This window comes from Streptomyces sp. NPDC053755 (genome assembly GCF_040677675.1).
Classification (GTDB): domain Bacteria; phylum Actinomycetota; class Actinomycetes; order Streptomycetales; family Streptomycetaceae; genus Streptomyces.
Genome location: NZ_JBFASK010000015.1, coordinates 87,933 through 102,098, shown reverse-complemented (window position 1 = coordinate 102,098; position 14,166 = coordinate 87,933). Strand labels below are relative to the sequence as shown.

Annotated in this window: 13 protein-coding genes; 4 read left to right on the top strand and 9 right to left on the bottom strand. The window is 70.2% G+C overall.

Going from position 1 to position 14,166, the window contains the following annotated elements; all coding sequences use genetic code 11:
• Nucleotides 1-78: 78 nt before the first annotated feature.
• Genes AB0K65_RS16790 through AB0K65_RS16775 form a run of 4 tightly spaced genes read right to left on the bottom strand, consistent with a single transcriptional unit; the run spans nucleotide 79 to nucleotide 5,625 of the window.
• On the bottom strand, nucleotides 79-2,538 hold the full coding sequence (locus AB0K65_RS16790; protein ID WP_365717054.1) for a glycoside hydrolase family 3 N-terminal domain-containing protein: 2,460 nt from the start codon (nucleotides 2,536-2,538) through the stop codon (nucleotides 79-81).
• Nucleotides 2,535-3,356 carry a carbohydrate ABC transporter permease gene (locus tag AB0K65_RS16785; RefSeq protein WP_365717052.1) on the bottom strand — a complete coding sequence of 274 codons (822 nt, stop codon included), beginning with the start codon at nucleotides 3,354-3,356 and terminating at the stop codon, nucleotides 2,535-2,537. The genes AB0K65_RS16790 and AB0K65_RS16785 overlap by 4 nt, the downstream gene beginning before the upstream one ends.
• The gene (locus AB0K65_RS16780; protein WP_365717050.1) at nucleotides 3,353-4,288 is read right to left on the bottom strand and encodes a sugar ABC transporter permease; all 936 of its coding nucleotides are present in this window, start codon (nucleotides 4,286-4,288) and stop codon (nucleotides 3,353-3,355) included. The genes AB0K65_RS16785 and AB0K65_RS16780 overlap by 4 nt, the downstream gene beginning before the upstream one ends.
• 32 nt (nucleotides 4,289-4,320) lie before the next feature.
• The gene (locus tag AB0K65_RS16775; RefSeq protein WP_365717048.1) at nucleotides 4,321-5,625 is read right to left on the bottom strand and encodes an extracellular solute-binding protein; all 1,305 of its coding nucleotides are present in this window, start codon (nucleotides 5,623-5,625) and stop codon (nucleotides 4,321-4,323) included.
• Between the two features lie 139 nt (nucleotides 5,626-5,764).
• Between AB0K65_RS16775 and AB0K65_RS16770 the strand changes: the two genes are divergently transcribed.
• Nucleotides 5,765-6,796 (top strand): LacI family DNA-binding transcriptional regulator, encoded by a 1,032-nt coding sequence (locus AB0K65_RS16770; protein ID WP_365717046.1) that lies wholly within the window; start codon nucleotides 5,765-5,767, stop codon nucleotides 6,794-6,796.
• Nucleotides 6,797-6,869: 73 nt separating this feature from the next.
• Here AB0K65_RS16770 and AB0K65_RS16765 read toward each other — a convergent pair whose 3' ends face one another.
• From AB0K65_RS16765 to AB0K65_RS16755, 3 genes are all read right to left on the bottom strand, one after another.
• Nucleotides 6,870-8,282, bottom strand: coding sequence for a non-reducing end alpha-L-arabinofuranosidase family hydrolase (locus AB0K65_RS16765; RefSeq protein WP_365717044.1), 1,413 nt, complete (start codon nucleotides 8,280-8,282; stop codon nucleotides 6,870-6,872).
• Nucleotides 8,283-8,873: 591 nt separating this feature from the next.
• Complete coding sequence (locus tag AB0K65_RS16760; protein ID WP_365717042.1) at nucleotides 8,874-9,239, bottom strand: VOC family protein; 366 nt, start codon at nucleotides 9,237-9,239, stop codon at nucleotides 8,874-8,876.
• 95 nt (nucleotides 9,240-9,334) lie between these two features.
• Nucleotides 9,335-10,177: a helix-turn-helix transcriptional regulator gene (locus AB0K65_RS16755; RefSeq protein ID WP_365717040.1), complete on the bottom strand. Its 843-nt coding sequence runs from the start codon at nucleotides 10,175-10,177 to the stop codon at nucleotides 9,335-9,337.
• A 340-nt stretch (nucleotides 10,178-10,517) separates the two neighbouring features.
• On the opposite strand from AB0K65_RS16755, the gene AB0K65_RS16750 reads away from it, so the two are divergent.
• Nucleotides 10,518-10,976, top strand: a complete 459-nt coding sequence (locus AB0K65_RS16750; RefSeq protein WP_365717038.1) for a hypothetical protein — start codon at nucleotides 10,518-10,520, stop codon at nucleotides 10,974-10,976.
• Nucleotides 10,977-11,034: 58 nt separating this feature from the next.
• Here AB0K65_RS16750 and AB0K65_RS16745 read toward each other — a convergent pair whose 3' ends face one another.
• On the bottom strand, nucleotides 11,035-11,859 hold the full coding sequence (locus AB0K65_RS16745) for a DUF1684 domain-containing protein (RefSeq protein WP_365717036.1): 825 nt from the start codon (nucleotides 11,857-11,859) through the stop codon (nucleotides 11,035-11,037).
• A 79-nt stretch (nucleotides 11,860-11,938) separates the two neighbouring features.
• Nucleotides 11,939-12,862, bottom strand: coding sequence for an LLM class F420-dependent oxidoreductase (locus AB0K65_RS16740; protein WP_365717034.1), 924 nt, complete (start codon nucleotides 12,860-12,862; stop codon nucleotides 11,939-11,941).
• 196 nt (nucleotides 12,863-13,058) lie between these two features.
• Between AB0K65_RS16740 and AB0K65_RS16735 the strand changes: the two genes are divergently transcribed.
• Both AB0K65_RS16735 and AB0K65_RS16730 read left to right on the top strand, forming a co-directional pair.
• On the top strand, nucleotides 13,059-13,301 hold the full coding sequence (locus tag AB0K65_RS16735) for a DUF5302 domain-containing protein (protein ID WP_365717032.1): 243 nt from the start codon (nucleotides 13,059-13,061) through the stop codon (nucleotides 13,299-13,301).
• A 305-nt stretch (nucleotides 13,302-13,606) separates the two neighbouring features.
• Nucleotides 13,607-13,984 carry an FKBP-type peptidyl-prolyl cis-trans isomerase gene (locus AB0K65_RS16730; protein WP_365717030.1) on the top strand — a complete coding sequence of 126 codons (378 nt, stop codon included), beginning with the start codon at nucleotides 13,607-13,609 and terminating at the stop codon, nucleotides 13,982-13,984.
• The last annotated feature ends 182 nt before the right edge of the window (nucleotides 13,985-14,166 follow it).

The following is a 14,166-nucleotide window of genomic DNA, read 5'->3' as shown; positions in this document are numbered from 1 at the left end:
TCCGGCCCCAGGGACGGAAGGGCCTTCGCGGGTGGTCGTCCCGCCCGCGAAGGCCCCTTCCGGTCGGCGCCCGCCGGACTACGACGCCTCCACGAGGAGTTCCGTGGCGACATCCATGTGCAGCCGCCTCGTGTGGTCGACCGTGCGCTCCGGTCCGGTCAGCGTGACCCGTGCCGTGAGGCGTATGTCGGTGCTCGACGCGCTCAGCCGCAGTTCGAGGTCGCCAGGCTCGACGATCCGGTGGCCCTCGCGGCCCGTGAAGGACGCGAGGTCCGCCGGGACCGTCATCCGCACCCTGGCGGCCCGCCCGGGTTCCAGGTCGAGGCGTGCGTACCCGATGAGGCGCTGCACCGGCTGGACCACGGAGGCGACCGGGTCGTGCAGATACACCTGGACCACTTCGGTGCCCTTCCGGGCGCCGGTGTTGCGGACGGTGCAGGAGAGCGCGAGCTCCCCTTCCGTCGATGCCCGTCCCCGCTCCACGACGAGGCCGCTCCACTCGAAGGCGGTGTACGTCAGACCGTGGCCGAACCCGAAGGCGGGGGTCGGGTCGACGCTGGAGACTTCGCTGGAGTGACCCAGCCGGGCCGCCAGGTAGGTGGAGGGCTGGGAGCCCGGGTGGCGCGGCACGCTGACGGGGAGCCGGCCGGACGGTTCGGTGCGGCCGCTGAGCACCGAGGCGATGGCCGTCGTCCCCTCCTCGCCGGGGAAGAACGACTGCACGATGGCGGCCGCCTCGTCCGCCGCACGTCCCAGGGCGTAGGGGCGTCCGGCGAGCAGCGTGACGACGACGGGGGTGCCCGTGTCGAGGAGGGTGTCGAGGAGCTGTTGCTGCACGCCGGGGAGGGCCAGGTTCTCCGCGTCGCACCCCTCCCCGCTCGTGCCCCGCCCGAAGAGGCCGGCCCGGTCGCCGAGTGCGAGGATCACGAGGTCGGCGCTCCCGGCCAGTTCGACGGCCTCGGCGAACCCGCCGGTGGCCAGGCCGTCGATGTCGGCGCCCCGGGCGGTGGCGATCTCGCTGTGGGGGAACTCCGCGCTCAACGCCTCGCGCAGCGTGAGAAGTTCGATGCCGAGCGGGGTCTCGGGATGCCGGCCTCCGACATGGACGGGGAAGGCGTAGCAGCCGAGGACGGCCGTCGGGTCGTCGGCGTTGGGCCCGATGAGTGCGATGCGGGCCGGGGCCGCCGCCAGGGGCAGGATGCCGTCGTTGCGCAGGAGGACGACGGCCTGTTCGGCGACGCGGCGGGCGAGCGCGCGGTTCTCGTCGGTGTCGAGGCGGACGGTCCCGCGCAACGCCTCGGAGCTCGCGCGTGCGCGGCCGTGCGCGGCCGCGGCTCCGGCGAGCACCGGCGGCACCGGGCTCCAGTCCGCGTCCAGCAGCCCCAGCTGGGCCTTCTGTACGAGTACTCGGCGTACCGCGCGGTCCACCAGCGCCTCGGGGACGCGTCCCTCGGCGATCGCGTCGGTCAGCGGCCTGCCGAACGTCTTGACGGTCGGCAGTTCCACGTCCACACCGGCCCTGAGCGCGGCACCGGCCGCCTCACCGAAGGTCGCCGCCACACCGTGCAGCGTCTTCAGGAAGGCGATGCCGAAGTAGTCGGCGACGACGGTCCCGTCGAAGCCCCAGGTGTCGCGGAGCAGGCCGGTCAGCAGCGGCCCGTCGGCCGCGGAGGGGATTCCGTCGGTGTCGGTGTAGGCGTGCATGACGGACCGTACGCCGCTTTCGCGTACGGCCATCTCGAACGGGGGCAGGATGGTGTCGGCCCGCTCCCGCGCGCCCATGCCGACGGGGGCGAGGTTGCGGCCCGCGCGCGAGGCCGAGTAGCCGGCGAAGTGCTTGAGCGTGGCGACGACCCCGGCCGACTCCAGCCCGCGCACATAGGCGGTGGCGATCGTTCCCACCAGGTAGGGGTCCTCGCCGATCGTCTCCTCCACACGGCCCCAGCGTGCGTCGCGGACGACGTCGAGGACCGGGGCGAGGCCCTGGTGCACGCCGACGGAGCGCATGTCGCGGCCGATCGCGGCGGCCGTCTCGCGGATCAGCTCGGGATGGAAGGTGGCGCCCCAGGACAGCGGTACCGGGTAGGCGGTCGCGCCCCAGGTGGCGAAGCCCGCAAGGCATTCCTCGTGGGCGAGCGCCGGTATGCCGAATCGGTTCGCCTCGGCGATCCGCTCCTGGGTGCGCGCCAGCGAGAGGGCACCCACGGCCGGGTCGACGGGGGCCGTTCCGAAGGGGCGGGTCAGCTGGCCGAGGCCGCGCGGAAGGAGGTCGTCGAGGGCGACGGCCTCCTCCATGTCGTGCTGGAAAGGGGCGACTTCGGCACCCTCGTCGGACGCGCCCACCCAGACGCCGAAGAGCTGGGAGATCTTCTCCTGGAGGGTCATGGCGGCGATCAGGGCGTCGGCCCTGGCCTCGGGCGCGAGGGTGCGGTCGTGCCAGGGTCCGGTGCGGTGGTCCGTGGTGCCGGACACCGGCGCCCGGGAGTCGGCGGCCTCGGCGGCTGTCTGCACGCCGGCGTTGTCGATGTTGGCGGTCACTTTCCTCCGACCCCCATCAGCCCTTGTACGAGGGCGCGACGGGCGAACAGGTAGACGATCAGGATGGGGAGCATGGACAGGACGACCGCGGCGAGCAGGCCGGGGGTGTCGACTCCGTGTTCCGTCTGGAAGTCGTAGAGCCCCATGGTGATGACCTTGGTCTCCGCCGACTGCGTCAGGACGAGGGGGAAGAGGAAGCCGTTCCACGCCTGGAGCGCGGAGAAGACGACGATCGTCGAGACCCCGCTCTTGGACAGCGGCAGCACCAGCTGGAAGAAGACCCGCCGGGGCGAGGCGCCGTCCATCGTCATCGCCTCGTACAGCTCGGGAGTGATGTCACGCATCACGCCCGTGAGGATCAGGGCGCACACCGGCATGGCGAAGGCCGCCGTCGGCAGGATGACCCCGATGAGGTTGTCGTAGAGACCGGCCTCGCTGATGACGAAGAACATCGGGACGATGACCGCCTGCGAGGGGATCGCCAAACCCAGGAGGAACATCCGGAAGACCGCGGTGGTGGCCCGGCCCCGGCTCCTGACGATGGTGTACGCCAGCGGTGGGACGAGAAGGACGACGATGCCCACCACGCACACGGTGACGATGACCGTGTTGAGGAAGTACTGCGCGAAGCCGCTGTCGAGGTCGTTGACGTAGTTGTCGAGCGTGATGTGCTCGGGGAAGGCCAGCGGGCCGTTCGCGGCGTAGTCGGGACGCGACTGCAACGTGGCGACGAGCATCACGTACAGCGGCAGCCCCACCACGAGGAGCCAGACCAGCGAGCCGAAGCCGGCCAGGTAGTTGGGACGGCTCTTCCTCACAGTCCCTCCATGGTGCTGCGCATCTTGTCGTAGCCCGAGAGCCGCACCACGATCAGCGAGATGACCGTGGAGACGAGGACCAGGAGGAGGGCGATGGCGGACGCCGCTCCGTAGTCGAAGCTCTTGAACGCCTTCTGGTACATGTAGTAGGCGCTGATGGTGGTGTCGCTGCCCGGTCCGCCCTGGGTCAGGATGAGCACGGTGTCGAAGGTCGTGAGTCCGCCGACCACCATCAGGATCATCGAGGTGATGATCGAGTTGCGCAGCTGCGGCAGCGTGATGTGGAAGAACCGGCGCACCGTGCCCGCGCCGTCGATCTGCGCCGCCTGGTAGAGGACGGGCGGCACCGCGCGGGCCGCGCCCTGGTAGATCAGCGTGTGCAGGGGGGTGAACTGCCAGGTGCTGACGAAGACCAGGACGCCGATCGCACTGGCCTGTCTCCCGAACAGGTTGCCGTCGCCGAACAGCCATGCGGCCTGCGCGGGGACTCCGAAGTTGGGGTCCAGGACGGCGCGCCACAGCACGGACACGGCCGCGACGGACAGCAGCATCGGGACGAAGTAGATGGCGGACAGGACGGCCCGGTTGCGCTGGTGCCCCGCCGCCCAGACGCCGAGCAGGATGCTCAGGGGGGTCTGGACGACGACCCCGAGCACGGTGAGCAGGACGCTCAGCCAGAGGCTCTTGATCATGACGGGGTCGTCGAGGAGCTGCTTCCAGTTGTCGAGGCCGGTGAATTCCGGGTCGCCCAGCCCGTCCCAGCTGGCGAAGGAGAGTACGGCGACCATGAGGAGCGGGACGATGGCGAAGAGGCCGAAGAAGACGGCGGCGGGGGCCGCCCAGAGGAATCCCGGGCGGCCCGCTCCGATGCCGGACGAGCCGGCCCTCTCGACCTTCTCGCCACCGTCGGAGGGTGCGGCGGTTCGGGTCATGTCATGTGTTCCGGGTCCGGATTTCAGGGAGGTCACGAGGTCGGCAGCGCCTGCATGGCCTTGATGAACGCGTCCTCGTCCATCGAGCCGTTGAAGAACTGCTGCAGGGCCTGGTACATCGTCGTGGCCGCCGACTGGGGGTACGCCTGGTCCCAGGAGAGCTGGAACGCCGGGGCCGCCTTGACGAGGTCGTACTGGAACTTCGCGTACCCGGGGCTGGCGGCGGTGTCCAGGAAGCCTTCGGTGTTCGTGGTGGTGGGCAGATTGCCGATCGCCAGCTGCGCCTTGACGAACTGGTCCGAGTACATGAGCTTCAGGAACTCGGCGACGGCTTCCGGGTGCTTCGTCTTCTTCAGCACGGAGTAGAAGTTGTTGGTGTTGCCGACGATGTTCGCGGGGTCGCCCTTGCCGCCCTCGACCGAGGGGAAGGCGCTGTATCCGAGGTCGCTCTTGGCGAACTCGGGGTGCGCGTCCTGCTGCGTCGAGTACTCCCACGACCCCATCAGCTCGAAGGCGGCCTTGCCGGTCGCCAGGAGCGTGGGGGAACCCTGGTCGGTGAACTTCACCGAGTCGTAGTTGGTGCCGAAGGCCCCGGCATCGACCAGTTCCCTGATCTTGCCCAGAGCCTTCCTGCTGTCCGGGCCGGCCCAGGCGTCCTTGTCGCCGTCCAGGGCCTTCTGGAAGAGTTCCGGGCCGGCGATCCGGTCGTAGAGGTACTCGAACCACATCAGTGTCGGCCACCGGTCGCCGCCGCCCAAAGCGATCGGGGTGACGCCGTCGGCCTTCAGCGCCTTGACGGCCGCGAGCAGGTCGTCCCAGGTCTTCGGGGGTTCGACACCCGCCTCCTTGAGCACCTTGGCGTTGTGGAACAGCAGCACCGGCTGCGTGCCGCGCATCGGGACCCCGTAGGAACGTCCGTCGACCACCGCGCTGTTGAACACGGACGGCAGGAACTTCGCCTTGAGGTCGGGATCCTTGGCGATGGAGGAGTCCAGCGGGAGCAGCAGACCGGCGTCGACGAACGGCTTGATGCTGCCGCCGCCCCAGTTGAAGAAGACGTCCGGCGCCTGCTTGCTGCTGATGATCGTCTGCAGCTTGGCCTGGTAGTCGGCGCCCGGGATCGTGTCCAGGACGACCTTGACCTTCGATGTCTTGTTGAAGGTGGCGACGAGCTCCTTCTCCACCTTGTTCGCCGCGTCCCCGTAGACCAGGACGTGGATGGTGTCGTCCCCGCCAGCCGCGCCGGAGTCTCCTCCGCACCCGGACAGGGAGAGCACCAGGGCCAGCGCGGCACCACCGACGACAACGGTCCGCGAGAACCGTGCGCGTTGCTTCATCGACTCGCCTCTCGAAACTTTTCGGCGTGAGCACCGAAACTTCATGAGTCGGGACGCTAGGACCCCACACCTGGGGGGTCAACCCTCGGTCACCGCGTTATCAAAGCGTTACGCCTCGGCGGCAGTTGCCGGGTGCTTTATGCTCCTCGCCATGCGCGATGACGAGGAGATGGGCCGCATCACCCTGGCCCAGGTGGCCCAGCAGGCCGGCGTCTCCATTTCGACAGTTTCGAAGGTCCTCAACGGGCGACAGGACGTGTCACCCCCCACACGGGCCAAGGTGGAGCGCCTTCTGGAGGCCCATGCGTACCGGCGCACCACACGGTCGGCCCGCGAGGCGCCGCTCATCGAGATCGTGTTCCACGAGCTGGAGAGCATCTGGGCGATGGAGCTGATCCGGGGGGTGGAGAACGTCGCCAAGGCCCACAACGCCGGAGTCGTCCTCACCGAAAGCGGAACGCGCCACTCGCCCGGCCCGGAGTGGATGGAGGCGATGCTCCAGCGCCGGCCGCTCGGCGTCGTCCTGGTCTTCTCCGCCTTGCCCGTCGAAGTGAAACAGCAGCTCAGGGCGCGCTCGATCCCGTTCGTCATCATCGACCCGGCGGGCGACCCCGATCCGGACGTCCCGTCGGTCGGCTCGGCGAACTGGAACGGCGGACTGGCCGCCACCCGCCATCTCATCGAGTGCGGGCACCGACGCATCGGGATCATCACGGGACCCGAGGACATGCTCTGCTCCCGCGCCCGGCTCGACGGCTACCGGTCGGCGATGTCCATGGCCGGGCTGGAGGTGGATCCCGGCCTCATCCTGTTCGGCGACTTCCACGTGGAGGGCGGCCACGACCGCGCCACCGAGATGCTGTCCCTGCCGCAGCGGCCGACCGCGATCTTCGCGGGCAGCGACCTGCAGGCACTGGGCGTGCTGGAAGCCGCCCGGGTGCGGGGCCTGCGCGTCCCCCATGACCTCTCGGTGGTCGGCTACGACGACGTGTCCATCGCCCGCTGGGCCAGTCCGGCACTGACCACGGTCCACCAGCCCTTGCGCCAGATGGCGGAGGAGGCGGCGCAGATGCTGATGCGGCTACGGGCCCAGGAATCGGTGTCCACGCGGCTGGAGCTGGCCACGAGCCTGGTCGTACGCAAGAGCACGGCGCCGCCGCCCGCGAAGTGAGCGTCAGGACCCGGTCGACAAGCGGAGCGCCCGGCGCGGGCCGGCATCGGCTTCGTGGACCGGGCCCGGAGCGTCAGCGCTGCAGGGTGAGAACGCCCGGCCGGTACGGCAGTCGGTCGTAGTCGCCGCCGGCGGTGGGTGACTTGCCCTGGTAGAGGAACTGGAGGTTGCAGGGGTCGATGGTCATGGTCTGGTCGGGGTTGTCGCGCACCAGGTCACCGTGACTGATGTCGTTGGTCCAGGTGGCGCCGCTGTTGGCCTTGCCCGCGAAGGGGTTGCTCTCGGTCGCGGCCTGCGGAGTCCACGTACCGCTCAGGCTGGAGGCCGTGAACGAGCGGAAGTAGCGGCCTTGTACGCCTATCGCCTCCACGATCATGAGGTACTGGTTCCGGCCCTGGACCTTGTAGACCTGCACCGCCTCGAAGAGGTTGTTCGTCGTGTCGCTCATGATCGTCGTGTACGACGAGCCGAAGTTCCCCGGGAAGTTCCCGATGGGCATGCTCGCCCGGTAGATCTTGCCGTTGTCACCGGCGAAGAACAGGTACATGTTCTGCCCGTCGCCGATCAGGGTCTGGTCGATCGGGCCGGTACTGGAGCCGGAGATGCTGCCGGTGAACAGCGGCTGCGGCGAGGACCAGCCGTGGGGGTTCGCCGGGTCGCCGGACGTGCGGTAGACGAAGGCCGACGCACCCCACTGGTACGCCAGCACCCAGATGTTCCTGGGCGCGAAGTAGAAGAGCGTGGGCGCCACGGCGGCCTGGCTCATCCCGGTCTGGCCGGCCGAGGCCATGTCCGACCAGTTCGTGAAGGGGCTGAACATCATGGAACCGTACGACGTCCCCGAGGAGTTGGACGCGTAGACCAGGCGCTTGCCGTTGTGCACCACGCTGGTGAAGTCCTTGAGGGAGACCCACCCGTTCGCCGGCTGCGCCAGGACCCCCGTCGACGTCCAGCGGTATGTCGACGGAAGGGAGCAGGTGCCGCCCGCGGAGAGGCCGGTCCACTTCTGGCTGCTCCCGCCGTTGCAGGTCCGGATCTCCACCGCAGTACCGTTGGCCGTACCGGAGCCCGCCGCGTTCAGGCAGAGCCCGGACTCCACGCCGACGACCGTGCCGTCCGCGTTCACCCGCCACTGCTGGTTGGCTCCGCCGGAACACGTCCAGATCTGCACGCGCGTGCCGGCCGTGGTGGCGTGCCCCGGGACATCCAGGCACTTGCCGCCGTACACGGTCAGCTGATTGCCGTCCGTCAGCGTCCACTGCTGGTTGGCTCCGCCCCAGCAGTCGTAGATCTGCAGGTACGTGCCGTCGGCCTGGGCGGCGCCGGGCACATCGAGACAACGGCCGGACCCGAGACCGCGTAAAGCGCCACTCGTGGCCGCCTGAGCCGGGGCGGCGACGAGCGTCGCCGCCAGTGCGACCAGGGCCACGATGCAGGCTGTGAGCACCGCGGACAGGCGTCCGCGGCCGATACTTCCACTGCGCATGGGACTTCCTCGACTGTGAGTCAACGGTTCCGGGTCAGCCCGTCGGAGGCTGCCCGGACTGTCGATGTGGCGTGGTTCCGGCGGTCCGTGGTGGCCCGTCACCACGGCTGCCCCTGGGCGGTCCCCGGCATGACCGGTACGGGAACCGCCCCTCCTTTTTGCCTGTACATGACATACAGCGGCGCCATCCTCGCGGTGTCGCGTCGCCGCGGGCACGGGCTCCCGCGACGCCCCGCTCACACGGCGACCAGCGCCGCCTGTCCGATATATCGAACGCAGTTCGACGCTTCGGGCAACCTGAATCATAGGGAGCGGGCGAACGACGTCAACACCTCGCGCATGATTCGCAAAGGACGCCGAAAACTTCGCGGGGCACACGACGGGGAAGCGGGTGCCGACTTGGGCGTTTGACAGGCATTCGAGGAGGGTGGCGCGACGATTCGCGGACACGGCAGGGCATCGTCACCGCCGCGCCGCGTCGATGGCGCCTCAGACCGGCCGAGAGGCGGTCGAAACCTTTCGCTTCCTCTCGGACCGCCGGGCAGGGGCGGGTCCGTCGACCGCCTGGCGGGGGCTCCCGGGGGTGGGGCGTCAGCGGTGGCTCAGGACGTTGACCACCCGTCCGCCGGGGTCGCGGACGAAGAAGCGTCGCACTCCCCACTCCTCATCCTGCAAGGGATGCACGATCTCCGCACCGCTCCCCCGCATGGCCTCGTAGGCCGCGTCCACGTCGTCCACGTCGTCCACGTCGTCCACCTCGATGCTCATGTCCGGTGTGACGGGCGCGGTCCTGTCACCGGACATGACGCTGATCTGTGCCGCCGGGGCGGAGGGGGAGGCGAGGGTCATGATCCAGCCGAGGTTCATCACCTCCTCGAAGCCCAGCAGGCCGTAGAACTCCCGGCTCTCCTGGGCTGCCTCCGACCGGATGTCGGGTACGACTCGGCGAACGGCCATCAACGCCTCCACGTCAGAACGAGCTGCTTCTCTGTGGCTCCCCACGCGTGGTACGCCACGTCCACCCCGGCACGCACGCCGGACGGGACCTCGGGTCATCCGACCAGACCGCTCAGGAAATGCCGCGAGTCGGCCGGACTGAGGGCCTGAGCCTGCAGGCGTGCGTAGGCCGTGCGGTACTGCTGCACGTCGGAAGGCCGGTCCAGGGACATGTCGCTGGTGAATCTCTCCAGGTAGACCACCGGCTCGCGGCTGTCGGGGAAGCGCAGGATGGAGAACTGCCCCAGCATGCCCGGGTGAGCGCCCGCGGCGTGAGGGAGGACCTGCACGGTGATGTGCGGTTCGATGCTCAGTGTGTACAGGTGGTCCAGTTGTTCGCGCATGATCTCCCGGCTTCCGACGACGCGCCGCAGGGTCGACTCGTCCAGGACGACGCTCAGGCGAAGGCCGCGGGCGGGGTCGTAGATCCGGTGCTGACGGCGAAGCCGCACCTTCAGGCACGCGGCGGCCTGTTCGACCGTGAGCAGGGGGATCGTTTCGTCGATGACGGCGGCCGCGTAGGCGGGGGCCTGGAGAAGACCGGGGATCAGCATGGGCTCGTAGGCGTCGACGGAGGTGGCCACCGTCTCCAGGTCGACGTACATGCTGTGGGGGATGTCGCCGTAGGAGTGCCACCAGCCCTGCCGGCTCGCCGCCCTGGCCAGTTCCATCAGGGAGTCGACGACACTCTGGTCGGTGACACCGTAGAGCTCGCACAGGTCGCGCACGTCGCGGGCGCTGACGGCACGGCGGCCGGTCTCCATGTGACTGACCTTGGCCTGGGAGATCAGCAGGTGTGCCGCCACCTGGACTCCGGTCAGGCCGCTGGCCATGCGGAGCCGGCGCAGCTCCGCTCCCAGACGTCGTCCCTTGACGGTGGGGATGTTGTTCGCCGCCACGGGTGGCGTACCTCCAGCTCCAAACTCCTGTGCGTTCGATAGAAGAGTGGCATGGAGCAGCAGTTGTTGATCAAGCGCCGTGCCGCCGGTTCCACCCGGGGCGGAAATGGATTGTGACGATGTAATTTGCCGTTCGGCGATGCCCTTTGCGGAGCCCCACCCGGCGCGACGAGGACTCGTCGGAGCGCGGACGGGTTCGCAGGGCCGGATCTCCGCCGGCGGACCGGGGCGGGTGGCGGGGTCGGGCCGGCGCCGACGAAACGCGTCAGCGGGGTTCGGCAGCCGGGACCCGCTCTTGCAGGCCTCCCCCGGTGTCAGTGCCGCACCGGATACTCGCACTATGTCGCACTCGGGACTCGATGCCGCCGCCGTCTCCTTACGGGCCTGGCTCAACAGCCGGCAGTTCACCGACCTGTCCGCGCCGGAGGTGACCAGGTTCTTCACCGACTCGATATCCGCATGGGCCACAGGCCTCGGATATGACGCCCGGCGGGAGGTCCTCCTGCCCTCCCGACCGGACGCCCCACGCGCCAGGCGGCTCGATCTTCAGCTCAGGCACCGCTCCGGCAAAGGAGCGCCCATCAGCATCGAGATCGACCGGACCAGCAAGCTCCTCTCGCTCGACAAGCTCACGCAAGCCGCCGAACTCGGCCATCTGTCCCTGTGGGTCCGCTGGAGCCGCGAACCCGTCCGCGTCCCCATTCCGCCACGCGTCCGCCTCATCCGGGCACACGTACTGCGCCGCCACGTGGCCCACGGCCCGGACCGGGTCTCTCTGCAGGCCGACAGCTGCGGGTAGAACGACCGGGAGACCACTCCCCCGGCCTCCGCCTCGCCGTGGCCCCCGCGGCCCGGCCTCACGAACCGCCGCGCTCGCGGGGGATCTTCAGGCCTGCCTCGATCGCCACCGGCAGCCGGTTCTCCGCCGGCGGAAGCGGGCAGGTGGCCAGGTCCGTGTAGGCGCACGGCAGGTTCGCGGCGCGGTTGAAGTCGAGCACCACCGTGCCGTCGGCAGCGGGCGGCTCGACGGTCAGGGACCGGTTGGCGGAGTAGGTGGTGACCCCGGAGGTCGCGTCGGTGAAGAGCACCATCAGCCGGCCGCCACCATGTCCGGGGAACGCGGTCAAGGACTGCCGGCGCCCGTGCAGCTCGAACTCGATCCTGCCGGGGGCGTCGTACACGTGCTCAAGGCCCTCGACGGCCGCGCCCACGGTGGTCGGCCGCGGCTCGTCGAAGGGGACGTACCGGCCCGTCACGGACCAGCGGGGGTCGGGGGCGTAGGCGGGTGTCCCGGCGAAGGCGGTGCGCAGCGGCGCGTCCGGGTGCCGGGGGCGCAGGATGTCGTGGCCGCCGCGCTTGGCGACCTCGATGACGGCGTCCCCCCAGACCGCGTCGATGCCACTGCGCTCGGCGAGCACGCCGAAGCGGTGTTCACCGCGCACCGGCGTACCACCGATGACCAGTTCCTCGCCGTCGTCGAGCTGTACCGTGACCCCGTCGCGGCCGGTGTGCCACGCGCCGGGCGCGTCGGGGAAGCGCTGCGGCCGGTCGTCCAGCCAGTGCAGGCCGGTGATGGCCAGGAACCCGTGCGGGTCGGCGAGCCTCGCCTCCTGGGCGCGGTACCACTCCGCCCAGTTCTCGGCGAAGGCCTGGAGGTCGGTCGTGGTCACTTCGGTGGTCATGCGTTCTCCTTCGTCACGCGAGGCTCGGCCTCGCACAGGGGTGCAGGGCAGCGGCCGGGCCGATACCCGAGGGGCCTGCTCATCCGGCGAGTCGGCCGAGGAGCGCCCACGTGCGGCGCCGGGCCGCCTCTCCCGCGATCTCGGTGCTCGAGAACACGACTTCGGTGGCTCCCGCGTCGCGGTAGCGTCGGACTTCGGCCTCGACCGCCTTCTCGTCGCCGATCACGGCGACGTCGGCGGCCCGGCGGCCGCCGGACAGTTCGATGACCCGCGCGTAGGACGGGATCTGTTCGTAGAACGCGAGGTTGTCGATCGCCTTCACCCGCACCGCGTCCACGTCGTCCGTGACCACGCCGGGCACCAGGGCGACGATCCTGGGCGCGGGACGGCCGGCGGCCTCCGCCGCCGCGGTCAGGGCGGGGACGATGTGGTCCGCCAGGGCGCGCGGGCCCGCGAGGTACGGCAGGATTCCGTCGGCCAGCTCACCGCTGACCCGCAGCGCCTGCGGCCCCATCGCGGCGACGAGCACGGGGACGCCGCTCTCGGCGCCCGGTACCCGTGCCGGGACCGGGGTGGTGGCGGTGAGCAGCTCACCGTGGAAGTCGGCCGTGCCGGTCCGCGTCAACTGCGTGAATGCGGTGAGGAATTCGCGTAAGCGGGCGATGGGGCGTTCGAAGGGCAGTCCGAAGCCGGTCTCCGTCAGCAGCCTGGTGCCCAGGGCCAGACCGAGGTGGTAGCGGCCGTGGGTCGCGGCCTGGGCGGTCTGGGCCTGGCTGGAGACGAGGAGCGGGTGGCGGCCGAAGACGGGGATCGCGGAGGTGCCCACCTGCAGTCCGGGTACCGCGCGCCCGACGATCGCGGCGAGCTGGGGTGAGTCGGCGCCGAAGGTCTGGCCGAACCAGGCCGAACGCAGCCCGGCGGCCGCGGCCTCCGTGGCCAGCTCCACGCTCGCGTCGACCTGGTTCCGGGCGCCGGAGGCGTTGAGTGCTACTCCAACAGTCATGCCATGCAGAACGGACGTCCGCCGGACCCGCATTCCGGTCCGCGTGTGACAGCTTCTTGTCATTCATGTGTACGGAGGCCGTGCCCTCCGCCGGGGCATACCCCCCGAAACGGATCGGGATGAGGGTGCCGGCACCCCGCACCGGGCCCGGCATGACAAGCTGTGCTCGCCCGTCCCCGAACCCCAGGAGGTCACCATGACCGCAGAGCCCGTGCCCACGGAAGGTTCGGAGCCGACCGCCTCCGAGGCGTCCCCTCTGGTGCCGGACGGCGAAGGCACCGACGATCTCAAGCGCAGGTTCCGCGAAGCCCTCGCGCACAAGCGCGGTGCGCAGGCGGACGCGGCCGATGTCGCCGCCAGACCGGGTGGGTCGAAGGTCCGGGCGGCGCACGGACCGGCTTCGAGCCAGCGGTCGTTCAGGCGCAAGAGCGGCGGCTGAGCCACGGCGGTCCCGCGCGGCCGGACGTCCTCGCGAAGTCCCGGCCGTGCGTTTCAAACGCCTCCGCCCGCTGTTCCGCCGGCGCCGCGGTGGCGCGGCACGGGACGCGGAGACCCCGCCGCAGTCCCGGCGACGTAGGCCTTTTCGCCGAACGTCGTGCCCCGGATGCTTCGCGACGTGCGCCGCCGGGTGGGACGGAGTCCGGTCGATCGGCGTTCTCCGCAGCGTCATCATGTACGGCGGGGGGCCGGCCACCTGCCCGGCCGGTCCGTGCAGCGCTTCCGGCGGAGAGAGAAGAGACGGCGATGAGTGAACCGACGAAACCCGCGATCGGCCTTCCGGAAGGCGACGCTCCCTCGGAGCTGACCCTCCGGGACCTCGTCGTCGGGGACGGGCCCGAGGCGAGGCCGGGCAGGGTTGTCCAGGTTCACTACGTCGGGGTCGCCTTCGCGTCCGGCAGGGAGTTCGACGCCTCGTGGGACCAGGGGCTGCCGTTCAAGTTCGCCGTGGGCGGCGGCAGGGTCATCAAGGGCTTGGACCGGGGAATCAGGGGGATGAGGGTCGGCGGTCGGCGCGAGGTCATCGTGCCGCCACGCCTCGGCTACGGCAACCAGTCCCCCTCGCCGTTGATCCCGGCCGGTTCCACGCTCGTCTTCGTGGTGGACCTGCTCTCCGTGGTCTGAGGTCGTTCCGCCGCTGCCCGGCAGCTCCGTGGGTACCCGGGCAGGGCGGCACCTGCCCGGCCGCACGGACGGGTGCGGCGTCGACCATCGCGCGCACGCACCGACCGGGCTTCCTGGACGCCTGTTTCGGGCGCCCGGTGCCGAGGCCGACCTCGCTGGCGACAAGATCGCTGGGTTACCGT